This is a genomic window from Burkholderia sp. MSMB1072 (genome assembly GCF_001524725.1).
GTDB lineage: Bacteria > Pseudomonadota > Gammaproteobacteria > Burkholderiales > Burkholderiaceae > Burkholderia.
On sequence record NZ_LOYC01000035.1, the window covers coordinates 274631 to 300149 of the forward strand.

Annotated in this window: 24 protein-coding genes; 15 read left to right on the forward strand and 9 right to left on the reverse strand. The window is 66.8% G+C overall.

What is annotated here, in order from left to right; genetic code table 11:
• The first annotated feature begins 21 nt into the window (after nt 1-21).
• From WS89_RS20100 to WS89_RS20135, 8 genes are all read left to right on the forward strand, one after another.
• A complete protein-coding gene (locus tag WS89_RS20100; protein ID WP_059792922.1) occupies nt 22-951 on the forward strand; it encodes an SMP-30/gluconolactonase/LRE family protein in 930 nt (309 codons plus the stop codon).
• 86 nt (nt 952-1037) lie between these two features.
• Complete coding sequence (locus WS89_RS20105; protein ID WP_059793040.1) at nt 1038-2417, forward strand: MFS transporter; 1380 nt, start codon at nt 1038-1040, stop codon at nt 2415-2417.
• Between the two features lie 46 nt (nt 2418-2463).
• The gene (locus WS89_RS20110; protein ID WP_059792923.1) at nt 2464-3615 is read left to right on the forward strand and encodes a porin; all 1152 of its coding nucleotides are present in this window, start codon (nt 2464-2466) and stop codon (nt 3613-3615) included.
• Nucleotides 3616-3625: 10 nt separating this feature from the next.
• On the forward strand, nt 3626-4672 hold the full coding sequence (locus WS89_RS20115; RefSeq protein WP_059792925.1) for an amidohydrolase family protein: 1047 nt from the start codon (nt 3626-3628) through the stop codon (nt 4670-4672).
• Complete coding sequence (locus WS89_RS20120) at nt 4669-5949, forward strand: MFS transporter (protein ID WP_059792927.1); 1281 nt, start codon at nt 4669-4671, stop codon at nt 5947-5949. Before WS89_RS20115 ends, WS89_RS20120 begins: the two co-directional genes overlap by 4 nt.
• Nucleotides 5946-7184 (forward strand): MFS transporter, encoded by a 1239-nt coding sequence (locus WS89_RS20125; RefSeq protein ID WP_059792929.1) that lies wholly within the window; start codon nt 5946-5948, stop codon nt 7182-7184. The genes WS89_RS20120 and WS89_RS20125 overlap by 4 nt, the downstream gene beginning before the upstream one ends.
• Before the next feature lie 11 nt (nt 7185-7195).
• Nucleotides 7196-8518, forward strand: coding sequence for an MFS transporter (locus WS89_RS20130; protein WP_059792931.1), 1323 nt, complete (start codon nt 7196-7198; stop codon nt 8516-8518).
• 2 nt (nt 8519-8520) lie between these two features.
• A complete protein-coding gene (locus WS89_RS20135) occupies nt 8521-9453 on the forward strand; it encodes an amidohydrolase family protein (RefSeq protein ID WP_059792933.1) in 933 nt (310 codons plus the stop codon).
• 174 nt (nt 9454-9627) lie between these two features.
• On the opposite strand, the gene WS89_RS20140 is transcribed toward WS89_RS20135, so the two are convergent.
• The 3 genes from WS89_RS20140 to WS89_RS20150 are packed head-to-tail and all read right to left on the reverse strand — an operon-like array spanning nt 9628 to nt 12055.
• Nucleotides 9628-10422 (reverse strand): SDR family NAD(P)-dependent oxidoreductase, encoded by a 795-nt coding sequence (locus tag WS89_RS20140; protein WP_059792935.1) that lies wholly within the window; start codon nt 10420-10422, stop codon nt 9628-9630.
• Between the two features lie 55 nt (nt 10423-10477).
• On the reverse strand, nt 10478-11332 hold the full coding sequence (locus tag WS89_RS20145) for a type 1 glutamine amidotransferase domain-containing protein (RefSeq protein ID WP_257128188.1): 855 nt from the start codon (nt 11330-11332) through the stop codon (nt 10478-10480).
• 9 nt (nt 11333-11341) lie between these two features.
• Nucleotides 11342-12055 (reverse strand): type 1 glutamine amidotransferase domain-containing protein, encoded by a 714-nt coding sequence (locus tag WS89_RS20150; RefSeq protein ID WP_059792937.1) that lies wholly within the window; start codon nt 12053-12055, stop codon nt 11342-11344.
• Nucleotides 12056-12176: 121 nt separating this feature from the next.
• Between WS89_RS20150 and WS89_RS20155 the strand changes: the two genes are divergently transcribed.
• The 3 genes from WS89_RS20155 to WS89_RS20165 all read left to right on the forward strand — a co-directional run bounded on the left by WS89_RS20155 (nt 12177) and on the right by WS89_RS20165 (nt 15965).
• Complete coding sequence (locus WS89_RS20155; RefSeq protein WP_059792939.1) at nt 12177-13085, forward strand: LysR family transcriptional regulator; 909 nt, start codon at nt 12177-12179, stop codon at nt 13083-13085.
• A 301-nt stretch (nt 13086-13386) separates the two neighbouring features.
• Nucleotides 13387-14577: a M20 aminoacylase family protein gene (locus WS89_RS20160; RefSeq protein WP_059792942.1), complete on the forward strand. Its 1191-nt coding sequence runs from the start codon at nt 13387-13389 to the stop codon at nt 14575-14577.
• Between the two features lie 56 nt (nt 14578-14633).
• Nucleotides 14634-15965 carry an MFS transporter gene (locus tag WS89_RS20165; RefSeq protein WP_059499410.1) on the forward strand — a complete coding sequence of 444 codons (1332 nt, stop codon included), beginning with the start codon at nt 14634-14636 and terminating at the stop codon, nt 15963-15965.
• A gap of 42 nt (nt 15966-16007) precedes the next feature.
• Here the strand turns inward: WS89_RS20165 and WS89_RS20170 are convergent, their stop codons facing one another.
• Nucleotides 16008-16928: a LysR family transcriptional regulator gene (locus WS89_RS20170; protein WP_059792944.1), complete on the reverse strand. Its 921-nt coding sequence runs from the start codon at nt 16926-16928 to the stop codon at nt 16008-16010.
• Nucleotides 16929-17064: 136 nt separating this feature from the next.
• Between WS89_RS20170 and WS89_RS20175 the strand changes: the two genes are divergently transcribed.
• Together WS89_RS20175 and WS89_RS20180 are read left to right on the forward strand one after the other, a co-directional pair.
• Nucleotides 17065-17838: a transporter substrate-binding domain-containing protein gene (locus tag WS89_RS20175; RefSeq protein ID WP_059499408.1), complete on the forward strand. Its 774-nt coding sequence runs from the start codon at nt 17065-17067 to the stop codon at nt 17836-17838.
• Between the two features lie 55 nt (nt 17839-17893).
• Nucleotides 17894-19009, forward strand: coding sequence for a succinylglutamate desuccinylase/aspartoacylase family protein (locus WS89_RS20180; protein WP_059792945.1), 1116 nt, complete (start codon nt 17894-17896; stop codon nt 19007-19009).
• Nucleotides 19010-19250: 241 nt separating this feature from the next.
• Here the strand turns inward: WS89_RS20180 and WS89_RS20185 are convergent, their stop codons facing one another.
• A complete protein-coding gene (locus WS89_RS20185; protein ID WP_059792947.1) occupies nt 19251-20039 on the reverse strand; it encodes an IclR family transcriptional regulator in 789 nt (262 codons plus the stop codon).
• A gap of 226 nt (nt 20040-20265) precedes the next feature.
• Between WS89_RS20185 and pcaF the strand changes: the two genes are divergently transcribed.
• A complete protein-coding gene (gene pcaF / locus WS89_RS20190) occupies nt 20266-21468 on the forward strand; it encodes a 3-oxoadipyl-CoA thiolase (protein ID WP_059499405.1) in 1203 nt (400 codons plus the stop codon).
• Nucleotides 21469-21568: 100 nt separating this feature from the next.
• On the opposite strand, the gene WS89_RS20195 is transcribed toward pcaF, so the two are convergent.
• The 4 genes from WS89_RS20195 to WS89_RS33875 all read right to left on the reverse strand — a co-directional run bounded on the left by WS89_RS20195 (nt 21569) and on the right by WS89_RS33875 (nt 23906).
• Nucleotides 21569-22048: a DUF523 domain-containing protein gene (locus WS89_RS20195; protein WP_441294215.1), complete on the reverse strand. Its 480-nt coding sequence runs from the start codon at nt 22046-22048 to the stop codon at nt 21569-21571.
• A gap of 132 nt (nt 22049-22180) precedes the next feature.
• Nucleotides 22181-22741 carry a GNAT family N-acetyltransferase gene (locus WS89_RS20200; protein ID WP_059499403.1) on the reverse strand — a complete coding sequence of 187 codons (561 nt, stop codon included), beginning with the start codon at nt 22739-22741 and terminating at the stop codon, nt 22181-22183.
• On the reverse strand, nt 22738-23595 hold the full coding sequence (locus tag WS89_RS20205) for a class I SAM-dependent methyltransferase (protein WP_059792948.1): 858 nt from the start codon (nt 23593-23595) through the stop codon (nt 22738-22740). The genes WS89_RS20200 and WS89_RS20205 overlap by 4 nt, the downstream gene beginning before the upstream one ends.
• 35 nt (nt 23596-23630) lie before the next feature.
• Complete coding sequence (locus tag WS89_RS33875) at nt 23631-23906, reverse strand: hypothetical protein (protein WP_156440575.1); 276 nt, start codon at nt 23904-23906, stop codon at nt 23631-23633.
• On the opposite strand from WS89_RS33875, the gene WS89_RS20210 reads away from it, so the two are divergent.
• A complete protein-coding gene (locus WS89_RS20210) occupies nt 23905-25449 on the forward strand; it encodes a methyl-accepting chemotaxis protein (RefSeq protein ID WP_059792949.1) in 1545 nt (514 codons plus the stop codon). The two genes, WS89_RS33875 and WS89_RS20210, sit on opposite strands and share 2 nt — an antisense overlap.
• Nucleotides 25450-25519 lie beyond the last annotated feature (70 nt).

The following is a 25519-nucleotide window of genomic DNA, read 5'->3' on the forward strand; positions in this document are numbered from 1 at the left end:
ACCCTGAACATCGAGGTACGCATGTTTTATCTGACGAGTCCCGAGGTGCGCGAAGCCGACGTGTTCGCGCGCATGCCGGAGAAGTTCCGGAAGCCGGACGTCCGCACCGAATGGGCGCGCGCGAACCGCGGCGGCATGGTCACGGACTCCTTTCTCGAAGGGCCGGTGTGGGATCCGGACGGCTATTTGTTCGTCACCGACATTCCGCACGGACGCATCTTCCGTATTTCGCCGTCCGGCGACTGGGATCTCGTCGCCGAATACGACGGCGAGCCCAACGGGATGAAGCGCTTCGACGCATCGCACCTGATCATCACCGACTACCGGAACGGCCTGATGCTGCTCGATATCGAGCGCGGTGAAGTGCGTTCTTATCTCGAGCGTCGCAACACCGAGCGCTTCAAGGGCGTGAACGACCTGACGTTCGATTCGGCCGGCAACCTCTATTTCACCGACCAGGGGCAGACCGGGCTGCACGATCCGACGGGCCGCGTGTATCGGCTGTCGCCCGACGGCAAGCTCGACATGCTGCTCGGCACGTGCCCGAGCCCGAACGGGCTCGTCCTGTCGCGCGACGAGAAGGTGCTGTTCGTCGCGATGACGCGCGGCAATGCCGTCTGGCGCATGCCGCTGCAGGCCGACGGGTCGGTCACCAAGGTCAGCCAGTTCTTCACGTCGTACGGACCGAGCGGCCCCGACGGCCTTACCGTCGATCTCGAAGGCCGCCTGTTCGTCGCGAATCCGGGGCTCGGCCGCGTGTGGGTACTCAACCACTGCGCGGAGCCGGTCGAGATCCTGACCGGTCCGAAAGGGGCGTCGCTCACGAGCGTGTGCTTCGGCGGGCCGGACATGAAGACGCTTTTCATCACCGAATCGACGTCCGGTTCCGTCCTGAAAGCGGACATGAGCATTGCCGGCCCGCTGCCGAAACAGGCCGCGAAGAAGGACTGAGACCCACGAGCCGGGAAGCCGCTCGCCGGCTTCCTGTCCGCATGCCGAAAGATCGCGCCGCCAGCCGCGCGACGAAGGAGACAAGCATGACCATTTCGCACGTGCTGCGTGCCGGCGATGACGCGCCGCGCGCCGACGCGCCAGCCACGGGGCGCCTTGCCGCCGAAGATTTCGCGGCCAGCGAGCGCACGCTCGCCAAGGCGTTCCGGCGCATTCTGCCGTTCATCTTCGTCTGCTACGTGATCAGCTATCTCGACAGGACCAACGTCGGTTTTGCCGCACTCACGATGAACAAGGATCTCGGGCTGACGGCCGAGCAGTTCGGCTTCGGTGCCGGCCTGTTCTTCATCGGCTATTTCCTGTTCGAGATTCCGAGCAACCTGATCATGCAGAAGGTCGGCGCGCGTGTGTGGATCGCAAGAATCATGATCACGTGGGGCCTGTTCTCGATGGCGACGGCGTTCGTCGTCGGACCGAAGAGCTTTGCGGCGGCGCGCTTCCTGCTCGGGCTCGCCGAGGCGGGGTTCACGCCCGGCATCTACCTGTACTTCACGCACTGGTTTCCCGGCAAGTGGCGCGCGAAGGCGACGGCGGCATTCCTCGTCGGCATTCCCGTCGCGAACATGGTCGGCTCGCCGATTTCCGGGGCGCTGCTCGAACTCGGCGGCCTGCATGGGCTGCGCAGCTGGCAGTGGCTGCTGCTGATCGAAGGCATCCCTGCGGTGCTGCTCGGCATCGCGTGCCTGTTCGTGCTGGCCGACCGTCCCGAGAAAGCGGCGTGGCTCAGTGACGAAGAGAAGACGTCGCTCGCGAAGCGACTCGCGTTCGAGCAGCGCGACATCGGCGCGAAGCACGGCAGCAATCTGCGCGACGCGATGACGAACTGGCGCGTGTTCGTGCTCGCGTTCATCAACTTCTGCGGGATCGTCGGCTCGCTCGGTGTCGGCTTGTGGATGCCGCAGATCATCAAGCAGTTCGGCGTCGAACACGCGGTGGTCGGCTGGCTGGCGGCCATTCCGTATGCAATTGGTGCCGTCATGATGCTCTGGTGGGCGCGTGTGGCCAATCGCGTGGCCAACCGCATTCCGTACGTCGCCGGCGCACTGGCCGTTGCCGCCGTGGCGTTGTGCGCGAGCGCCTTCATTCATGCGCCGGTGTTCAAGCTGATCGCGCTGTGCATCACGGTGAGCGGGATCCTCGCGTTCCAGGCGACGTACTGGGCGATCCCGTCAGGATTCCTCACCGGCCGGGCCGCCGCGGGCGGACTCGCGCTGATCGTGTCGGTCGGCAATCTCGGCGGCTTCGTCGGGCCGTCGCTGATCGGCGCGCTCAAGCAATTCTCCGGTGGCTTCACCGCGCCGCTCATCGCCGTGTCGGGTGTGCTGCTGCTCGGCGCGTTGACCATTGCGTGGCTCGGCGATCCGGGCTCGGGCGCCGGCGAAGCGGCCGCAGCCCGCCGGACGTGAATTTCTCTTCGTCAGACCCACCCATAAAAAACAGTTTGGAGACTCCATGTTGTCGAATCAGGTCAGCCGCAATACCCGCCCGACATCCCGCTTCGTGCTCGGCGCCCTCACCGTCGCGAGCGCGGCCTCGTGGTGCGGTGCCGCCCATGCAGAAAGCAGCGTCACGCTGTACGGCATTGCCGACGTCGGGATCGAGCACATCAACAACACGAGCACCGGCGGCGCGCAGACGCGCGAAGCATCGGGCAATCTGTCCGGTTCGCGCTGGGGGCTGAAGGGCGTCGAGGAGCTCGGCGGCGGCATGAAGGCCATTTTCCAGCTGGAAGACGGCTTCAACATCAACGACGGCACGACTGCGCAGTCGACGAAAGGCCTTGGTCCGAACGCCGCCACGACGTCGCGAATTTTCGGCCGGCAGGCGTGGGTCGGGCTGTCGTACCGAGGCCAGCAACTGACGTTCGGCCGCCAGAACGCACTCTTCTACGACCAGGCCGTGGCCTTCGACCCGATGGGCGCGTCATCGCGGTACTCGGTGCTGTCGCTCGACTACGCGGCGGCCGCACGTATCGACAATTCGGCGAAGTACACCGGCGTGTTCGGTCCGGTGACGGCGCAGGCGATGGTCAGCACCCGCTACGACACCGGGTACGGCGCCGAGGTGCCGGGCGCGCAACTCACCGGCCGCTTCTTCAGCGGGGCGTTGACTTTCGCGCAAGGGCCGCTCGCCGCGAGCGTGTCGTACGAGCAGCGCAACAGTAACACCGTCGCGACGAACACGGGCACCGAGCGGCGCGCCACGGCCGCCGCGTCGTATGCGATCGGGTCGGTGAAGGGCTTCGCCGGCTATCGCTATCTCCGTGCGTCGAACGTGTTCATGCCGGCGAACCCGATTCGCGTCGCGAACGGCGCCGAAGCCAGCGCGGCGAACCTGTACTGGGCCGGCGCGCAATACGCGGTGTCGCCGGCATTCGTGGTCACGGCAACCGCCTATTACCAGGACGTGCATTCGACCGGCGCCGATCCGTGGCTCGCCGTGCTCTGTGCGGACTATCTACTGTCGAAGCGCACCGATATCTATGCGACGGCGGGTTTCGCGCGCAACAAGGGCGGCTCCGCGCTCGGCGTGAACGGCTATGGCACGGTCGCACCCGATCACAACCAGACGGGCGTGGTGATCGGCATGCGCCAGAAGTTCTGAGGCGAGGGCGATGCAGACCGTTCACGCACCCCATCTTCCTGTCCGGCCCGAGTGGCTCGCATTGCGCGACGAGCCGGTGCTCGAACCCGAGCTGGCCATCGTCGATGCCCATCATCACCTGTGGGACCGCCAGACCGGACGCTATCTCGCGGACGAGTTCGGCGCGGATCTGCGCAGCGGGCATCGGATCGTGTCGACGGTCTACGTACAGTGCCGGTCGATGTTGCGCGCAAGCGGGCCGGACGCGCTCAAGCCGGTTGGCGAAGTGGAATTCGCGAGCGGCATCGCCGCGATGTTCGACAGCGGCGCTTACGGCCCCGTGCGATGCTGCGAGGCCATCGTCGGCGGCGCCGATCTGTCGCTCGGCGCAGAACTCGATGCGGTGCTCGACACGATGCTGCAGGTGTCCGGCGGGCGACTGCGCGGAATCCGCAATCCGCTCGCCTGGCATGCGAGCCCCGACGTGCGATCGAGCCCGGTGACGCCGCCGCGCGACCGCATGTCGGATCCCGCTTTCCGGCAGGGCGTGACCGCGCTCGCTCGCTATGGGTTGGCGCTGGACGCGTGGGTCTATCACACGCAGCTCGACGACCTGTACGAACTCGCACGCGCATCCGAGCACGTCATCGTCGTCATCGACCATTTCGGCGGCCCGGTCGGCGTGGGTCCGCATGCCGGCCGGCGTGCCGAAGTGCATGCGCAATGGAAACGGCAACTCGCGCGTCTCGCCGCGCTGCCGAACACGCGCATCAAGCTCGGCGGCGCGGGCATGACCGTATTCGGTTCCGACTTCGCCGCGCGCGACCTGCCGCCGTCGTCGCAGGAGCTGGCGGCGGCGTGGCAGCCGTATTTCGACACCTGCGTCGAACGCTTCGGCGTCGATCGCTGCATGTTCGAAAGCAACTTCCCCGTCGACAAGGGGATGTTCAGCTATCGCGTACTGTGGAACGCCTTCAAACGACTCGCGGCCGCGATGTCGGCCGATGAAAAGGCCGCGCTGTTCAGCCGGACAGCCGCAACGACGTATCGCGTCGCGATTCCCGGAGACAACCCATGAAGACGAGTGCAACCGTGGCGACGCAGGAAATCGATTCCGCAGCCGCGGAAAAAGGATTGACGCGCGTGACCGGTATCGAGTGGCGTGCGCTGTCGCTCGCGGGGCTCGGCTGGACGTTCGAGAGCTACGACTCGTTCCTGCTTTCGCTGCTGCTGCCGACGCTCGCGCTGCAGTTCGGGCTGAGCAAGGCGCAGCTCGGCATGTTCACGAGCGTCACGGCGGCCGGACAGATCGTCGGCGGCATTCTGTTCGGCTTCGTGTCGGACCGGATCGGACGCGTGCGTACCGCGATGCTCTGCGTCGGCATCTACTCGCTGTTCTCCGGCCTGATCGCATTCGCGCCCGACGCGCACTCGTTTGCCGCGCTGCGCTTTTTCGGCGCGCTCGGCATGGGCGGCACCTGGACCGCCGGCGCGGCGCTCATCGCGGAGACCTGGCACCCGAGCCGGCGCGGCAAAGGCGGCGCGCTGATGCAGATGGGCTTGCCGATCGGCGCGATTCTCGCAATCGCGATCTCGGGCATCGTCGGCGCCGCTCAGGGCGGATTGGCCGGCGACGGCTGGCGTCTGCTGTTCCTGATCGGTGCGTCGCCGTTTTTCATTCTGTTCTGGGTCGCGCGCAAGACGCCGGAATCGCCGATCTGGCTCGAGCGCCGGCAGGCGAAGTCGCAGGCCCGCAAGCTCGACACGGTGAGTCGCGAGAAGCTGAACGTGCGCGGCCTGCTCACCGCGTTTTGCTTCATCTTCTTTCTGCAATACCTCTACTGGGGCGTATTCACGTGGACGCCGACGTTCCTCATCACGGTAAAGCACCTCGACTTCGTGCATAGCCTGAAGTTCGTGCTGGCGCTGCAGTTCGGCGCGATCACCGGGTTTCTGCTGTTCTCGGCATGGGTCGACCGGCTCGGCCGGCGGCCGATGTTCCTGGCCTACCTGCTGGTCGGCGCGATGGCCGTCGGCGTGTACATCGTGTCGGCGAATCCGTGGCTGCTGATGGCCGCGATCTTTGTGACCGGTTTCAGCGTGAACGGCATCTTCGCGGGCGCCGGCCCGTTCCTCGCGGAGATCATCGGTAACACGGCCTCGCGCGGGTTCTTCATGGGCCTCGCGTATAACGGCGGCCGGCTCGGCGGGTTCATCGCGCCGCTGGTCATCGGTGCGCTGGCGTCGACGTCGGGCGGTTTCGTGCTCGGGCTCGCGACGACGATCGTCGCGTTCATCGCCGCGGCCGCGGTCGTGCTGTTCGCGCCCGAAACGCGCGGAAAGGCGCTGTCATGAACGTGGCAACGCAAGCCGGGTGGGTGAACAGGCTGTTTCCCGCGCTGTCGGAGGCGTCGCTGCGGCGCTATCTGAGCGGGCAGGTCGCGTCGGTGCTCGGCAGCTGGACGCAGAACGTCACGCTCAATCTGCTGATCTATCACCTGTCCGGCTCCGGAGCGATCCTCGCGCTGCTCAATTTTCTGCTGTACGGGCCGCAGCTGATCGTCGCGCCGGTAGCGGGTTCGCGCATCGGCTCGGCCAACGCGCGCCGCGTGACGCTATGCGTGCTGATGGCGTCGCTGCTGCTGACGGGCAGCCTCTTCACGTGGTCGCTGCTCGGCCTGCTCGGCGTGAAGCTGATCCTCGCGCATGCGCTCGCGATTGGCGTGTCGAGCGCGGTGGAAACGCCCGCGCGGCAGGTGCTGCTGCTGACGAGCCTGCAGGATGCGACGCACACCTCCAACGCGGTCGCGATGAACACGATGGTCTACAACGTCGGGCGCATGGTCGGCCCGACCATCGCCGGGTTCGTCTATCCGACGCTGGGGCCGAGGACGTCGTTTGCGATCTATGCGCTCGCGCTCTGCTTCATGGCGACGTGCGTGCGGTCGATCCGGACCGCGTCGGCGGACCGCCCGTCGCGCGCCGAGAGCGGCCTGCGTGACGCGGTCGGCTACGTGCTGTCCGATGCGTTCTCGGCCCGCTATCTGCCGATTCTCGCGTGCATCGGCCTGTTCGCCGGCAGCTACCAGACGCTCGTGCCGCTGCTCGCGGACCAGGGTTTTCACGACGCAGCACGCTTTACCGGCGTGTTTTTCGCTTGCGCCGGCGCCGGCTCGTTGAGCGCGGCGGTGCTGCTGTCGTCGGCGCTCGGGCCGCGCGCGTCGCACCGGTTCATCGCGTATGCGCCGTGGACGGCAGTCGGCGCGCTCGCCGTGCTGGCCGCGACGACCGATGCGGCGGGATCGATTCCCGCGTTCTATGCGCTCGGCTTCAGCCTCACGTTCGCGGCCACGTCGACGAACGCGACCATTCAGCGCCAGTGTCCGGATCGGGTGCGCGGCGGGCTCGTCGGGATGTACGGCATGGCCTACAACGGCACGATGCCGTTCGGTTACCTGCTCGTCGGAAGCGCATCGGAAGCGCTCGGCGTGCGACACACCTTTGCCGCCATGGCCGCCGTGCTCGCGTGCGGGGTCATCGCGGTCATCGCGTGGCAACGGTTCACAGGAACGCGCTCAGGCGCACAATAAACGGAGACAACATGCAAACCGGTTTCATGGACGCGTCCGCGATCGAGCGCCGGACCATACGAAAGGTCGTCTGGCGACTCATCCCTTTCTTGATGCTCTGCTACCTGCTTGCCTTCATCGATCGGGGCAACGTGGGGATGGCGTCGCTGCAGATGAACCACGATCTCGGGATGTCGGCACAGGTCTTCGGCTTCGGCAGCAGCCTGTTCTTCATTTCGTACTTCTTTTTCGAAGTGCCGAGCAATCTCGCGCTGCAGAAATACGGCGCGCGGATCTGGATCGCCCGGATCATGATCACGTGGGGCATCGTGTCGGCGGCGACCGCGCTCGTGCACAACGCGACGACGTTCTACGTGCTGCGTTTCCTGCTGGGCGCGGCCGAGGCCGGCTTCTTCCCGGGCGTGCTACTTTATTTGTCGTACTGGATTCCCGCGCAGTACCGTGCGCGGATCGTCGCGACGTTCATGGTCGCGATTCCGGCCGCGAGTTTCATCGGCTCGCCGATCTCCGCGCTGCTGTTGCAGATGGACGGTGTCTGGGGGCTGCGTGGCTGGCACTGGCTGTTCATCCTCGAAGGCATTCCAACCGTGCTGCTCGGCATCGCGTGCCTGTTCATGCTGACGAACAAGCCGGAAAACGCGAGGTGGCTTGGCGACGACGAACGCGCGTGGCTCTCGAGCGCGCTGGCTGCCGGCCACAAGACACGCAAGAAAGTGCCGTCGCTGCCGCTCACGCAGCTGTTCCGCAACCGCTACGTACTGTGCCTTGCGCTCGTCGACACGTGTGCTTCCGCGGCAGGCAGCACGCTGTCCGTGTGGCAGCCGCAGTTGCTGAAGTCGTTCGGCTTGACGGTCATGGAAACGGGCCTGCTGAACTCGGTGCCGTACGCCGTGGCCTCGATCCTGATGGTCTACTGGGGCCGGCGCTCGGACCGCGTCGGCGAACGTCGCTGGCACACGGTCGTGCCGATGCTGCTGATCGGCGTGGGCCTGTTCGCGACATCGCTGAGCGGATCGCTGCTGCCGACGATCTGCATGCTCTGCGCGGTGCTGGTCGGCGCGTATTCGTTCAAGGGCCCGTTCTGGGCGCTCGCGACCGACATGCTGTCCAACAGCACCGTGGCGGCCGGGCTTGCGACGGTCAACGCGATCGCGAACCTGCTCGGCGGCGGGCTGATGGTGAACGTGTACGGGTGGGTGAAGGCGGCGACGGGCAGCTACGCGCTCGCGTTGATGCCGCTCGCGATCCTCACGCTCGTGAGCGTCGCGACGCTGTTGCTGCTCACGCGCAATCATGCGGCCGGCAAGCTGGTCGGCAAGACGGGGACCATCTGATCATGGCACGCATCGCGAGACGCGGGTTCCTCCGGATCGCCGGCGCGACGCTGGCTTCGACGGCATTGCCGAGGCGGGCCGCCGCCGCCGAAACGTGGTCGGGCGGCACCGAGCGGCCGGCGTTCCAGTTGCCAGAAGGGGCGGTCGACTGTCACATGCACATCTACGACGACCGGTTCCCGGTCGCGCCGGGCACGACGCTGCGACCGCCGAATGCGACCGTCGCGCAATACCGAAGCGTGCAGGCGCGTATCGGCGTGAAGCGCAACGTGGTCGTGACGCCGTCGACGTACGGAACGGACAATCGCTGCACGCTGGCGGCGCTCGCGCAGTTCGGCGCCGACGCGCGTGGCGTCGCCGTGGTCGACGGCACAGTGAGCGACGACGAACTTCGGGCGCTCGATCGCGGCGGCATCCGTGCGATCCGGTTCAACCTGAGCTATCCGGGCGCGACGACGCTCGACATGCTGGCGCCACTCGCCGCCCGTATCGCGAACCTCGGATGGCATATCGAGCTGGTGGTTCAGGGCGCGCGGCTACCGGAGCTGGAGCGTCATCTCGCGGTGCTGCCTTGTCCGCTCGTCATCGACCATATCGCGCATGTGCCGCAGCCCGGCGGGCTGTCGTCGGCCGCGTTTCGTACCGCGCAACGCCTCGTTGAAAAGGGCCATACGTGGATCACGTTATCGGGACCGTACGTCGACAGCAAGACGGGCGCGCCTGCATACGACGACGTCGCACCGGTCGCGAAGGCGCTGATCGACATGGCACCGGAACGCATGCTCTGGGGCACCGACTGGCCGCACCCGACGCAGAAGACGGACAAGCCGGACGATGCAAGCATGCTGGACGTGATCGCCGGCTGGATCGAGCGGCGGGACTGGCAGCAATTGATATTCGTCACGAACCCGGCGAAGTTGTACGGATTTGCATAGCGCGGGAGGATGTCGCGAACTTGAAGCCGCCAACGAAACGATGTCGTCCGCAATCGGGCGATACGTTTGAAGGCGGACGGAGCCAGTGCTTGCTCAGGGACGGCTACGACCGTGTCGCGTGGTATCGGGGCGAGAAGCCGACGGTCGCCAAGGACCGCTTGTCGGCATTCGCGATCAGAGAATCGAGCGGTAGGTGCCGCCCTCGACGCGCACCGCGGCGCCATTGGATGCCGCGCCAAGAGGACTGGCCAGCAACGCCACCATCGCGGCAATCTCGTCGGCCTCGATCATGCGGGCAATCAGCGAGCTTGGACGATACGTGTCGAAGAAGTGCGATTCGATTTCCGCATCGGTCATATCGGGCTGTGGCGCGGTTTGCCGAAGATAGGCGACGATGCCTTCGGATCGCGTGGCGGATGGCAGTACGCTGTTGACGGTCACGCCGGTTCCCTTCGTCAGTTCGGCCATTCCGCGCGAGACCGCGAGTTGAGCCGATTTGCTGACACCGTAGTGCACCATGTCCGGCGGTGTGAATGCGCCGACTTCGCTGGACATGAAGATCACACGCCCCCAGTTCTTCGCAAGCATGCGAGGAAAGTAATGACGTGACAGCCTGACACCCGACATCACGTTGACGTTGATCATTTTCAGCCAGTCGTCATCGGTGATCTCCGCGAACGGCTTCGCTTCGTAGTAGCCGAGATTGTTCACGAGAATATCCGTGTCCGGCTGGGCATCGATCAGTTCCGCGGCACCTCGGTCGTTGCTCACGTCGGCGACGATGCCGCGGACGTTGCCACGCTGCGCGCTAGCGGAAAGCTCGGCCACGGCCGCGTCGAGCTTGTCACGTTGCCGCCCGGTGATCGTGACCGCGACACCTTCCGCGGCCAACGTTCGCGCGATCGCCATGCCGATGCCGGCAGTGGCGCCGGTGACGATCGCGGTTTTTCCTTCAAGTTGCAGATCCACGGTTTGCTTCTCCTTGGCTCATCGAGGAACCGGCATTGCCGGTCGATTGCACGGCTTACTTGAGCCGCTTCAGCATTTCGCCGGCGACGTCCAGCGCCGACGCCGGATTCTGTCCGGTGATCAATTCGCGGTCGGTCACCACGTGCGCGGTAAACGGCACCTCGTTACTGCTATAAATGCCGCCCGCGCGTTGCAATGCAGTCTGCGGATAGAACTTCATCGCGCCGCCGCCGAGCAGCCCTTTGGCTTGCTCTTCTTCCGCGTTGCTGATCACCGTCATCCGGTAACCGGCGTAGATCCATTTCGTGTCGCCGTCGCCTGCGTTTCCCGCCGCGAGCTTTCGTGCAAAGCCGGGCGCATCGGGCAGGGTCGACAGCAGCGCGATCGGGCCATGGCAAACGAGCGCCGTGGTTTTGCCGCGCGCGTGAAAGTCGGCCAGCAATCTGCCCACGGCGGGGCTGGTCGACAGGTCCTGCATCGGCGCATGGCCGCCGGGAACATAGACGGCGTCGAAGTTCCCGTAACCGATCTGCTCCACCCGAGCCAGGCTGATCACCGGCGAATGCTCGCGCGACGTGATGTGTAGCCGGTCGAGCAAGGCCCGGTAGTCGCGCATCGCGTGGTCGTCGCCGCCGAAGTACATCTTGTCGGCCGACGTGACGTCCAGCGTCGGCGCCTTGCCCTGCGGCGTGGCGAAGGTCACCTGATGGCCGGCATCGAGCAGCGCCTTCACGGGCTGCATCAGCTCGTTCAGGTAGAAGCCCGTCGCGAAAACCTTGTCATCCTTCAGGTCGAGGTGATCGGAATCCGACAACACCACGAGCACGTTGGCCGCGTGAGCGCCGTATGCGGCCATGCCGAGCAGTGCCGCCACGGCGAGCTTGCGCATCGAATACATCGTTTTCTCCATCGGGAAGTTTCAGGCTTGTCGTGAACGGGTGAGCAACAGATGACGCATCGCGGCGCCTACGCCGGAAGCCGACTGCGGGTTCTGGCCAGTCACGAGCCGTCCGTCGACGACGACCTTCGCGGTCCAGTTCGGCGCGGGATCGTGAAGTGCGCCACGCTGCTTCAAGGTGCTCGCGAGCAGGAAGGGGACGACGCGATCGAGCTGGACCGCCCGTTCTTCTTCGTCCGTGAATGCGCTCAGATTCTTGCCGGCGACGAGATATGTCCCGTCGTCGAGCTTCACGTCGACCAATGCGGCCGGGCCGTGACAGACGGCGCCGACCACGCCACCCGCTTCATGGATCGTGCGCGTCACCTTTTCCACGTCGGCATTGCCGGGAAAATCCCACATTGCGCCATGACCGCCGGCAAAGAAGACCGCCGCGTATTTCGACGCATCGACGTCGCCGAGCCGCTGCGTATGGCGCAATGCATCGCGGAAAGCGGCATCGCGCCAATAGCGCGCGTTGATTTCGTCGTCGAGATCGAGCCCGTCGACCGGCGGTTCGCCGCCCTGAATGGACGCGAATTCGACGGGAATGCCGGCGGCGTCCAGTTCGGCCAGCGGATGCGTCACTTCGCCGAGATAGAAACCGGTCGGCTCGCCGGTCGAGCCTTTCTTCGCGTGGCTCGTGAGTACGAATAGAACCGACAGATCCTGCCGGTCGCGATGTTGGCCATTCATGCTGTGCTCCTGGATTTCAATGGGTGACTCGGCGATGCAGTCACGACGCACGCACTTTATTTGGCTCGCCAGCGGAGATAAACTCGCGCGAAAGTAAATCTTTTGTTCTTTGGAGGACAAGATGGCGCGCAAATTCGACCATCTCGGTGACGTGGAAGCGTTCGTGACGGTGGTCGAAAAAGGCTCGATGACGGCCGGCGCGGTGGCATTGGGCAGCACGCCGTCCGTGTTGAGCCGGGCCATCACCCGTCTGGAAGCCCGGCTGGGCACGCAGTTGTTGCGTCGTTCCACGCGGCGGTTGAGCCTGACGGAGCACGGCAGGCTCTATCTGGAGCAATCGCGCGCGGCGTTTTTGCTGATCGATGACGCCGAGCGGGCCATTCAGGGGCACGGCGGTACCTTGACCGGCCATGTCCGGCTGAGCGTACCGACGACGTACGGGCACTATCGTCTGCCGCCGCTGCTTCGACGGTTCACGCGGGAACACCCGCACGTTCGCGTGGAGTTGAACATCGCGAACCGGAACGTGGATCTCGTGGCCGAAGGTTTCGACCTGGCGATCCGTCTGGGCGAATTGCCGGACAGCGGTCTGGTCGCGCGCAAGCTCGAGGATGCGGCGCTGTGCCTTGTCGCGTCGCCCGAGTACGTCGCCCACGCCGGCACGCCCGCAAACGTGGCCGACCTGGAGCACCATCTTTGTTTGCCGTTCATGCTGCCCAGCAGCGGCCGTATCGCGCCCTGGGTATTCCGTGACGGCGATCGGGACATCGATTGGCTGCCGGCTTCGAACGTCGCGGTGTCCGACGATGTGCTCGGTGTCGTGTCGATGGCGCAGAGTGGCGGCGGTATCTGCCAGACCTACGACTTCATCGTTCAGGATCGGATCCGGGCCGGAAATCTCGTCGAAGTGTTACCCCATCTGCGCGGGCGCACACGGCCGTTTTCGGTCGTCTACGCGCCGCATCGCCGCCTGTCGGCCGCGTCCCGCAATTTGATCGACATGTTGGTCACGTCGGCGGCCGAGGCTTGAAGCGATTGCGATACATCCTTCGCCGCGGCACGCGATGAAAGGGCGGCGCCACTTGCCGGGTCGGGCTTCCCGGTCAGGGTGGAAAGCCGTTTTCGACTGGGTGTACGGGCTATCCATCGTGAGCCTGTATCCCTATCCGATCGAAAGCCACACCGGACCGATGCCCCCGTATTAACCCTGATTAAAAAACCTTATCGCGGTGAAAAATTCCGCATCTTATTGCGCGGATATCGGCTCGCTATAGTGGCTCGCTTTCCCGCACGCATCCCCGCGTGCGCAGACGAACGGCAGGAGCCCCTTGATGACCACCGCTACCCGATTCACCGAAGTCGAGGATCTGATGCCCGCCGCAGGCGGGCTGCGCGAGATCCGTCACCACATCCATCACCATCCCGAACTCGCGTACGAAGAGCACGACACGGCCGCGCTCGTCGCGGACAAGCTCGAGCAATGGGGCTGGCAGGTGACGCGCGGGGTCGGCAAGACGGGCGTCGTCGGCACGCTGCGGGTGGGCGACGGCGCGCGCAGCATCGGCATTCGCGCGGACATGGATGCGCTGCCGATCGTCGAGGCGACCGGCCTGCCGTATGCGAGCGGCACGCACGGCAAGATGCACGCATGCGGCCACGACGGCCACACGACGATGCTGCTCGGCGCCGCGCAGCATCTCGCGAAGACGCGCAACTTCTCGGGCACCGTGCACCTGTATTTCCAGCCGGCGGAAGAGCACGGCGTCGACAGCGGCGCGAAGAAGATGATCGACGACGGCCTGTTCGAGCGTTTCCCGTGCGACGCCGTGTTCGGCATGCACAACCATCCGGGCGCGGCGCCCGGCGTCTTCCTCACGCGGCGCGGCCCGTTCATGTCGGCGGGCGACAAGGCGATCGTCACGATCGAAGGCGTCGGCGGCCACGCGGCGCGGCCGCATCTGACCGTCGACCCGGTGGTGGTCGCGGCGAGCATCGTGATGGCGCTGCAGACGATCGTCGCGCGCAACGTCGACCCGTCGCAGCCGGCGGTGGTCACGGTCGGCTCGATGCACGCGGGCACCGCGAACAACGTGATTCCGAACGGCGCGCGCCTCGAACTCAGCGTGCGTTCGTTCAGCCCCGAGGTGCGCGCGCTGCTCAAGCGTCGCATCACCGAGCTGGCCGAAACGCAGGCCGCGAGCTACGGCGCGACCGCGAACGTCGAGTACATCGAAGGCTATCCGGTCGTCGTCAATACGGATGCCGAAACGGATTTCGCCGCGCAGGTCGCGCGCGAACTCGTCGGGGATGCGCACGTGGTCGAGCAGGCCGACCTGCTGATGGGCAGCGAGGATTTCGCATTCATGCTGCAGCAGCGGCCCGGCTCGTTCGTGCGGCTCGGCAACGGCGAAGGCGAGGACGGCTGCATGGTGCACAACCCGAAATACGACTTCAACGATCGCAACCTGCCGATCGGCGCCGCGTTCTGGACGCGCCTCGTCGAGCGTTACCTCGGGCAGTGATCGCAACGGCGGCGCGCAGCCGGCGCTTCCGGCCGCATTGAGAGGAGAGGAGAGCGATGCAGAAAGACCATCTCGCGCTGCACCCCGCGTCGCCGGGCGCCGCCGAAGCCGGGGCGCCCGGCGCGCCTGCCGTCACGCGGCGCGGCGCGATCGCCGCGGCCGTGATCGGCAACTGGCTGGAATTCTTCGATTTCACCGTGTACGGCTTCTTCGCGGTGCTGATCGGCAAGCTGTTCTTCCCGTCGAGCGACCCGACCACGTCGCTGCTGCTGTCGGTCGCGACGTTCGCCGCCGGCTTCTTCACGCGGCCGCTCGGCAGCGTCGTGCTGGGCGTCTATGCCGACCGCAAGGGGCGCAAGGCCGCGCTGAACCTGACGATCATGCTGATGGCGCTCGGCACCGGCCTGATCGCGATCGCGCCGACCTATGCGCAGGTGGGCGTGGCCGCGCCGCTGCTCGTGGTGTTCGCGCGGTTGCTGCAGGGCTTCTCGCAAGGCGGCGAATTCGGCGCGGCGACGTCGACGCTGCTCGAACAGGGCGGCACGTCGCGCCGCGGGTTCCGCGCGAGCTGGCAGCTCGCGACGCAAGGCGGCGCCGCGCTGATGGGCTCGGGGTTCGCGGCGCTGCTGTCGAACACGATGACGAAGGACGCGCTGGAAGGCTGGGGCTGGCGGCTGCCGTTCCTCGTCGGCGTGCTGATCGCGCCGGTCGGGATGTTTTTGCGTCGCCGGCTCGCGGACGACGCGCCCGGCGACCGCCATCACGGCATCGAGCGCGGCGTGCTGCACGAGCTGTTCTCGAAGCACGCGCGCACGGTGCTGCTGCTGATGCTCACGGTGATGGGCGGCACGGTGTCGACCTACATCCTGACGTTCTACATGCCGACCTACGCGATCCACACGCTCGGCCTGCCGATGAAGCTGTCGATGTTCGTCGGCGTCGCGTCGGGCTGCGTGATGCTGGTTACGTGCCCGCTGTTCGGCTGGCTGTCGGACAAGCTCGGCAGCCGGCGCCTGCCGATCTTCGTCGGCCGCGGCGTGCTGGTCGCGCTGCTGTTTCCGGCATTCTGGCTGATGAACCATCATCCGACGCTGTCGGTGATCCTGCCGCTGACCGCGCTGATGCTGCTGTTCTATTCGCTCGGCTCCGCATCGGAAATGGCGCTGATGTGCGAGTCGCTGCCGCGCCACGTGCGGGCGACGGGCATCTCGATCGCGTATGCGCTCGCGGTGACGATCTTCGGCGGCACCGCGCAGTTGATCGCGACCTGGCTCGTGAAGACGACCGGCAGCAAGCTCGCACCGGCGGGCTACGTGGCCGCGTGCGTGGTGCTGTCGCTGATCGCGGTCGCGATGCTGCGCGAGACCGCGCGCGAATCGCTGGACTGACGCGCGAGGCGTGATGGGGGCGGCGCGCGCGGCCGTATGCGCTTACCGTCCGCTCACCACCCTCAGATACGACGCGAGCATCGTCGCGAGTTCCTGCGCGGCCGGCGTCAGCGGTACGGCCGCGCGCTGCAGCAGGCAGACGTCCTGCGCTTCGGCCCGTTCGCGCACGGGCACCTTCACGAGCGCGCCGGCGAACGGCCCGTGCCGCGTGATCGTTTCGGTTTCGAGCGCGAGGGAATCGGTCTGCGTGACGATCTGCAGCGTCTCGAACATCCCTTCGACGGTCGCGAGGATCTTCGGCGGCGGCTGGCCGTGCGCGTCGAAGTACGCGAGCAGCCGGTTGACGACCGGGTCGGCGCTCAGGTTCGGCGAGCGCGTGGACACCCACGCGTGGCCGGCCAGCTCGGCGAGCGATCGCGCATGCATCGCCGGGTGCCCGTTGCGGCAGACGACCACCGGCGCCGACGTGCGCAGCGGCGTGACCGCGAGATCGGTCGTGTCGGTCTGCTTCGCGACCAGCGCGATCGCGAAATCGACCGCGCTTTCGCGCAGCCAGCCGATCATCATCCGCGACGTGCCGGTGCGCAGGTGCACGTCCACCTTGTCGAAGCGCGCGCGGAACGCGGTCAGCACCGGCGCGAACGCGTCGATCAGCGGCTCGGTCACGAGGCCGAGCGTGACGGTGCCTTCGTAGGCGCCGCTCAACTGACGAATTTCCCGCTCGGCCTGATCGCATTCGCCGAGGATCGAACCGGAGCGCGCGAGCAGCCGCTGGCCGACGGCCGTCGGCACGATCCCGCGATTGGTGCGCGTGAACAGCGTCGCGCCGAGCGTCGCCTCGAGGCTCTGCAGTTGCTGCGAGACGCCGCTTTGCGCGAGACCGAGCGCGCGTGCGGCCGCGCGCAGGCTGCCGTGCTCGACGACGGCCTGGAAGATGCGGAGCTGGGACAGCGTGAACGCCATGGGAAGCTGCGAGGCCGGTGATCGGAAATACCGATCATGATAAGTCAGCCGATGGTTCCGGCGGCAGCCGGCGGCCCCTACGATCGCAGGCAGTCCGGCGCATGCCGTTCGTCCCGCTACCTGCCCATCGTCGACCATGAAACGTCTCCTCGTCCCGCTCGTTTCCCTGTGCATTGGCCTGGCGGCCACGTCCGCGTTTGCGCTCGACGCGCACGTGGTGCGGCTCGGCATCGACCCGACCTATCCGCCGATGGATGCGAAAGCGCCCGACGGCAGCCTGAAAGGCTTCGACGTCGATCTCGGCAACGAAATCTGCCGCCGCGCGCAGTTGCGCTGCCAGTGGGTCGAGCTCGAATTCTCCGGGATGATCCCCGCGTTGCAGGCGCGCAAGATCGACGCGATCCTGTCGTCGATGGCGATCACCGCGAAGCGCGAGAAACAGATCCTGTTCTCGTCGAAGCTGTTCCGCTTCAAGTCGCGGCTCGTCGCGCGGCCCGGCAGCGGGCTCGACGGCACGGCGGCGTCGCTGGCCGGCAAGCGCGTCGGCGTGCAGTCGGGCACGCAGTTCGAATCGTGGGCGCTCGCGCACTGGGCGCCGGCCGGCGTCGGCGTGGTGCCGTACAAGAGCCAGGACGACGTGTTCGCCGATCTCGTGAACGGCCGTCTCGACGCGGCGCTGCTCGGCACCGTGGAAGCCGACTACGGGTTCCTGCGCCAGCCGCGCGGCAAGGGCTTCGCATTCGTCGGCGCGCCGCTCGACATGGGCGATCGCGGCGTCGGCATCGGCATGCGGCAGTCGGATACCGCGCTCAAGGCGTCGATCGACGGCGCGATCGCGTCGATGCTGAAGGACGGTACGTATGACCGGATCGCGAAGCAGTATTTCGATTTCAATCCGTACGGCGACTGAGCGCCGTGCAGGCCCGTCGTTCCGATTCCCCGTTTTCATCCGTTCGAGACCATCGATGCAGATTCGCACCACGCCGCTCCTGTCGCCGTCGATCGGCACGCAGCGCACGCTGACGAGCTTTCATTTCGGGCCGGCCGGCAGCGGCCGCAAGATCTACCTGCAGGCCGCGTTGCACGCGGACGAGACGCCGGCGATGCTCGCGGCGGTCGTGCTGAAGCAGCGCCTCGCGCAGCTCGATGCCGCAGGCCGGCTCGCGGCCGAAGTCGTGCTCGTGCCGGTGTCGAACCCGGTCGGTCTCAATCATCATCTGCTCGGGCAGTTCATCGGCCGTTTCGACCTCGCGAGCGGCCGCAACTTCAATCGCGGCTTCCTGCCGCTCGCGGAGATCGCCGCGCGGGCGCGCGACCGGCTGGGCGGCGACGGCGCGCGCAATCGCGCGATCGTGCGCGAATGCGTCGGCGCGGCGCTCGACGACATCGCGCCGCGCACCGAATTCGATGCGCTGCAGCTTGCGCTGCTGAAGCTGTCGCACGACGCCGACGTCGTGATCGACCTGCATTGCTCGCTCGAAGCGGTGATGCACGTATACACGAGCGATACCGCGTGGCCGGACGTCGAGCCGCTCGCGCGTTATCTCGGTGCGGAGGTGTCGCTGCTCGCCGAGGATTCGGGCGGCCATGCGTTCGACGACGCGCATCACCTGCTGTGGTCGCGATTGCGCGCGCATTTGCCGGAGGGCACGCCGATGGCCGCCGGCACCGTGGCCGTGACCGTCGAGTGCCGCGGCCAGCGCGACGTGACGTACGACTATGCGCAACGCGACGCCGACGCGCTCGTCGACTATCTCGTGTGGTGCGGCGCGGTGCGCGGCGAACGTGCGCCGCTGCCGCCGCTGGTCGCGCCGGCCACGCCGCTTGCGGGCAGCGAGCAGTTTTACGCGCCGGTGAGCGGGATTCTCGTGCACCGTGCGGCGATCGGCGCGACGATCCGTGCGGGCGATCCGCTGTTCGACATCGTCGATCCGCTGACGGATGCGGTCACGACGATCTCGAGCGCGACCGATGGCGTGTTCTACATGCGGCGCGCGATCCGTTTCGTGACGGCCGGTGCGCCGCTCGGGCGCGTGACGGGCACGGTGCCGGTGCGAACGGGGATGCTGCTGGGCGCGTGAGCGGCGCCGGGTGCGCGCGGTGTCCGAAATGCGCCGTGCAATTTCGTTCTCGTCAAATTGACCGGGCGTTGCCGCGCTCCTAAATTGGGCGATGCGGAGCGCGCTCCGTGTTCCGTGAGAAGGACGTTGCAAACAGAGTCAGAGAGTTGAGCGGGCGGCGCATGCCGCCCGTCTTTTTATCCGCTTCGCGCCACGCGATCCCTCCCTCCCCGTCTTGCCGGTTCGCCGGGCGAACGATCGCTCAGCCGCGCCGCGCCACCAGCTCCGATACCGTCTGCGCGGCCTGCTGCAGCGGCCCGAGAAATTCCTTCACCATCTGCTTCGCGGTATGCCGCTGTGCGTTGCCGCTGATGTTCATCGCGGCGATGATCTGCCCGCGCCGGTTGCGGATCGGCGCGGACAGCGACATCAGCCCCGCTTCGAGCTCCTGGTCGACCACGGCCCAGCCCTGCTGGCGCACCTGCGCGATCGTCGCCTTGAGTTCGCCGATGTCGGTGATCGTGCGCGGCGTATGCGCGCGGATCCCGCTTTGCGCGAGCGTTTCGTCGAGCGTCGCGTCGTCGAGCGCGGACAGCAGCACGCGGCCCATCGACGTGCAGTACGCGGGCAGCCGGCTGCCGATCGACAGGTTGATCGTCATGATCTTGCGGGTCGGCACGCGCAGCACGTAGACGATCTCGGTGCGGTCGAGCACCGCGGCCGAGCAGCTTTCGTGGATTTGCGCGGACAACTGCTCCATCACCGGATCGGCGAGATTCCAGAACGGCATCGACGTCAGGTACGCGAAGCCGAGTTCGAGGATCTTCGGCGTGAGCCGGAACAGCCGGCCGTCGGCCTCGACGTAGCCGAGCGTCTGCAGCGTGAGCAGGATCCGGCGCGCGCCCGCGCGCGTGAGGCCGGTGGCCGACGCGACCTCGGTGAGCGTCTGCTCCGGGCGCGCCGCGTCGAATGCGCGGATCACCGCGAGGCCGCGCGCGAACGACTGCACATAGGAGTCGCCGGGTTTCGTTTGAATATCGTCGGTTGTCATGAGCGCCTGGAATGTCGTGCAGCCGAGAAGATAGCGCAAGGGGCCCGACACGCCAACCGCACGGCGGACCGCGCCCTTGACAGGTCGTCCCTGCACTCCCTATGATGCGTTGAACGTTCGATACACGATCTTATGTTCGTATATAGAACATTTAAGCGCATCCCGGCGGGCAATGCAAGGGGGCGCCCCGTTCATTTCCCAGCCTTTCACGGGACCGGAGACACTGATGACCGAAGCTTTTCTGTGTGATGCGATCCGTACGCCGATCGGGCGTTACGGCGGTGCACTGTCCGGCGTGCGCGCCGACGATCTGGGCGCGGTGCCGCTCAAGGCGCTCGTCGAGCGCAACCGCGACGTCGACTGGACGGCGATCGACGACGTGATCTACGGCTGCGCGAACCAGGCCGGCGAGGACAACCGCAACGTCGCGCGCATGTCGGCGCTGCTGGCGGGCCTGCCGGAGGGCGTGCCGGGTTCGACGATCAATCGCCTGTGCGGCTCCGGAATGGATGCGGTCGGCGTGGCCGCGCGCGCGATCAAGTCGGGCGAAGCCGCGCTGATGGTGGCGGGCGGCGTCGAGAGCATGACGCGTGCGCCGTTCGTGATGGGCAAGGCCGCGAGCGCATTCGCGCGTCAGGCCGACATCTACGATACGACGATCGGCTGGCGTTTCGTCAATCCGCTGATGAAGCAGCTGTATGGCGTCGATTCGATGCCGGAGACGGCCGAGAACGTCGCAGTCGATTACCACGTCAGCCGCGCGGATCAGGACCTGTTCGCGCTGCGCAGCCAGCAGAAGGCCGCGCGGGCACAGCAGGACGGTACGCTCGCCGAGGAAATCGTGTCAGTCACGATTGCGCAGAAGAAGGGCGATCCCGTGGTCGTGTCGCGTGACGAGCATCCGCGCGAAACGTCGCTCGAAGCGCTCGCGAAGCTGAAGGGCGTCGTGCGCCCGGACGGCTCGGTCACGGCCGGCAACGCGTCGGGCGTCAACGACGGCGCCGCCGCGCTGCTGCTGGCGAACGAGGCAACCGCGAAGCGCTTCGGCCTGACGCCGCGCGCCCGCGTGCTGGGGATCGCGACGGCCGGCGTCGCGCCGCGCGTGATGGGCATCGGCCCCGCGCCGGCCACGCAGAAGCTGCTCGCGCGGCTCGGGATGACGATCGACCAGTTCGACGTGATCGAGCTGAACGAAGCGTTCGCGTCGCAGGGTCTCGCGGTGCTGCGCATGCTCGGCGTCGCCGACGACGATCCGCGCGTGAACCCGAACGGCGGTGCGATCGCGCTCGGTCACCCGCTCGGCGCATCGGGTGCGCGCCTCGTGACGACCGCGATGTACCAGTTGCATCGCACGAACGGCCGCTTTGCGCTGTGCACGATGTGCATCGGCGTCGGTCAGGGCATCGCGATCGCGATCGAACGCGTCTGACCGGCGCGATGGGGTGAAGCGGCCGGATACGCGCCGCTTTACCGCCGCGCCGTTTCCGCCACGATGGGCGGCACGAGGTGTCTCGTGCCGCCCATCGTCGTTAACCGGCCGGCGACAGTTGTCTGAGGCGTGCGTCGAGCGCGTCGATCTCGGTGTCCGCGAACACCTCGATGCCATGCGCGCGCAGCAGCGCCGCCGTGACGCCGGCGCCCGCGTGCCGCCGGCTCTCGAAACTTCCGTCGTAAATGAACGTGCTGCCGCACGAGGGACTGCCATCGGCGAGGATCGCGAAGCGGCAGCCGTGTGCCTGCGCGAGGGCCAGCGCGGTTTGCGCGCCGGCCACGAACGGGGCCGTCACGTCGGTGCCGTCCACGTCGACGATGCGGGCGTGACCCGACAGCACCTGCTGCCCCGATGCGCCGCCGGCGATCTCGGCAGGCGGGCGCGGCACGCCGAGGCCGCCCGCCAGTTCCGGGCAGACGGCCACGAGACGCCCTTCGCGTTGCCACCGTTCGAGCGCCTCGTGCGCGGCGGTCTTCGCCGAGCCGTTGTAACGGACCGGATGGCCGACCACGCACATGCTGACGAGGATCTTCGGCGTGGCGGGCGGTGGCGGGTCGTCGTTCAATGTCGCACTCCGTGACGTGCTGACGGCAACTGATGGGGCTGTGGCGGCGCGCAAAATTCTACGCTTCATCCGCATGCCGGGCGGTCACGCCGTCGGCCCTTCGAGGTGAATGTCTTCGGGCTCGAGTGCGTAAAGCTCGGGATCGGGCGCCGCGCTGACCGTGAAGCCGAGCCGCAGGTAGAAGTCGATCGTGCGCTGCGACGGCGTGGCCGACACGTACAGACGCTCGGCGCCCATCGTGCGTGCCTGCGCCTGCGCCGCGCGATAGAGCTGTTCGCCGAGCCCGCAACCGCGCCAATCGTGGCTCACGTGCAGGAACTTCAACTGCAGCATGTCGCGCCGCGGGCCGAGCGGCCGGCTGTCGACGACGACGGCCGCAACGAGCCGCGTGCCGTCGAACCGCCCGAGAAACCAGCCGCCGCGGTCGTGACAGTCGAGCAGGATCGGCGTGTAGTGCTCGGCTTCGCCGTCGGGCCAGCCGGCCACGTCGTAGAACTCGGGCACGAGATGCAGCGCGCCGTCGCGCAGCACGTACAGGTGTTCGATGATTTCACGCCGGTCGATGGTCCACACGAGCGGCACGTCGTCGCGGGCCAGCAGGCGGGCCGACAGCGCGTCGCGCGCGGCGGCGGTGCGGCGCGTCATGCGGCCACCCGGTGCGCGGCGATTGCGTACATCAACGGCAACCGCGGCATGCCTTCGGGCGGCACCATCCGGCGGCCGTCCAGCTCGCGCATGCCGTCGAAGCCCTTCCAGCCGTTCGCGTACGGATATTCGGTCAAGCGATCGATCGCGAGACCGGCCGATATCAGTGCATTCGCTACTTCGCCGATGCCCCACATGAACTCGTAGCTCGGATGCGGGTTCGCGAAATCGACGATGCCCGGGCGGTCGTGTTGCGCGCCGAGCCCCGTGCCGGACGCCGCGACGTAATCGCCGACGCCTGCGGGTTCCTCGGTCGCGTCGTCCTTGAAGTAGTCGTAGTGCGGCTGCCAGTGTTCGTCGAAATACAGTGAGAACGGATGGAACTCGACCATCGCGAAGCGGCCGCCCGGTGCGAGCAGCGAGGCGATCCCGTGCGCCCATGCGGTCAGGTCCGACAGCCAGTAGATCGCGCCGTACGACGTGAACGCGCGATCGAAGCGCTCGCCGCGCGCGGCGGCTTCGGGCATCCAGTCGAGTACGTCGGCGCGCTCGAATCGCGCGGGAAGGCCCGCGTCGGCCGACAGTTGCCGCGCGAAGTCGATCGCCTCGTCGGAGATGTCGACGCCGGTTGCGTTCGCGCCCTCGCGCACGAGGCTCAGCGTGTCCTGCCCCGCGTTGCATTGCAGGTGCAAGAGCCGCAGACCCGCGAGATCGCCGAGCAGTTCGCGTTCTTCCGGAAACAGCGTCGAGCCGCCATTGCGGAAAAATGCAGCCTGATCGCCTTTATGGCTGTTATGCGCGACCGTCGCCTTATTCCAGGACAACCGATTCAGTTCGTGCAATGCCTTTTTCATCGAATTCGAATTCCGGTGGAATGAAGCAGGATAAGTCAAATCGTTTCGCCGCGCGCAACGGATGCCGGCATCGGCACGCCGGGCGGCGCGTTGTGACAAGTCGATAAACACGTGCCGCGATTATCGCCGGAATATTTGATCGAAATCATGGTAATGGCGGAATTGCATGCATGATGCGCGACAGGATTAAGGTTTCCCGGTGCATTGCCGACAAAGGACGAGAGTGTCGTAAAGCGATCAACCGTTTTTCGGCTACTGAGCGCGATTTCAGCGCGATGCGGACGACAGATCCGCCTTTCGGAGCCTTGCATGCGCAACAACCAGCCCGTTACTCAACAGGAATTCGATTTTCCCGACGACGTCACACTGATGTCGACGACCGATGCCGACAGCGTCATCACCTACGCGAACACGACGTTCGCGCAGGTGAGCGGGTTCTCGAACGAGGAACTCGTCGGCCAGCCGCACAACGTGGTGCGGCACCCGGACATGCCGAAGGAGGCGTTCGCCGACATGTGGGCGACGCTCAGGCGCGGCGAGCCGTGGACCGCGCTCGTGAAGAACCGCCGCAAGAATGGCGACCATTACTGGGTGCGCGCGAACGCGATTCCGGTGATGCGCAACGGGCAGCCGAAGGGCTACATGTCGGTGCGCACGAAGGCGACGCGCGACGAGACCCAGGCCGCGGACGCGCTGTATCGCGCGTTTCGCGAAGGCAAGAACGGTCGGCGCCGGTTCCACAAGGGGCTCGTCATCCGCACCGGGCTGCTGCGGATCGCGTCGCTGCCGCAGACGATGTCGGTGCGTGCGCGCGTTCATTCGGCATCGTGTGTGCTGGCACCGGCGGTCGTCGGCGCGGGCTGGGCCTGCGGGCTGACCGGCAACGGGCTCGCGGCGTTTGCCGGTGTGACGATCGGCGTGGCGGCCGCCGCCGGCTGGTGGCTCGATGCGCAGATCGTGCAACCGCTGAAGCGGCTGCACGAGCAGGCGCTGAACGTCGCGACCGGCGAGAGCCGGCGCGGCGTGCGGATGAATCGCGTCGACGAGATCGGCATGACGCTGCGCACGATCAACCAGCTCGGGCTGATGTTCCGCTGGCTCGTCGACGACGTCAGCGAGCAGGTGCACAACGTGCAGCGCGCGAGCAACGAGATCGCGCAAGGCAACAACGACCTCAGCGCGCGTACCGAGCAGGCCGCGTCCAGCGTGCAGCAGACCGCCGCGTCGATGGCGGAAATGACGGCCACCGTGTCGAGCAATGCGGAAACGGCGCTGCAGGCGAATCGGTTGTCCGTTTCCGCGAGCGACGCGGCCGAGCGTGGCGGGCAGGCGGTGAGCGAGGTCGTCGCGACGATGAGCGAGATCACCGAGAGTTCGCGCAAGATTGCCGACATCATCGGCGTGATCGACGGCATCGCGTTCCAGACCAACATCCTCGCGCTGAATGCGGCGGTCGAGGCAGCACGCGCGGGCGAGCAGGGTCGTGGTTTCGCGGTGGTCGCAGGCGAGGTGCGTGCGCTCGCGCAGCGCAGCGCGAACGCGGCGAAGGAAATCAAGACGCTGATCGGCGCGAGCGTCGAGCGGGTGGAGTCGGGCGCGCGGCGCGTGGACGAGGCGGGCCGGACGATGGAGGACATCGTCACGCAGGTGAAGCGCGTGTCCGGTCTGATCGCGGAAATCAGCTCGTCGACGGCCGAGCAGAGCACGGGCGTCGCGCAGGTCGACCAGGCGGTCGTGCATCTGGACAACATCACGCAGCAGAACGCGGCGCTCGTCGAGCAGAGCACGGCGGCGTCGGAGAGCCTGAAGCAGCAGGCGACGCGGCTGGTGGAGGCGGTGAACGTATTCCGCTGATTGCGGAGAAGGCAGGTGACGCGGGCACGGCGGAGAAGGATACCGGCCCGCGTCGTGACCGCCCGGTTCC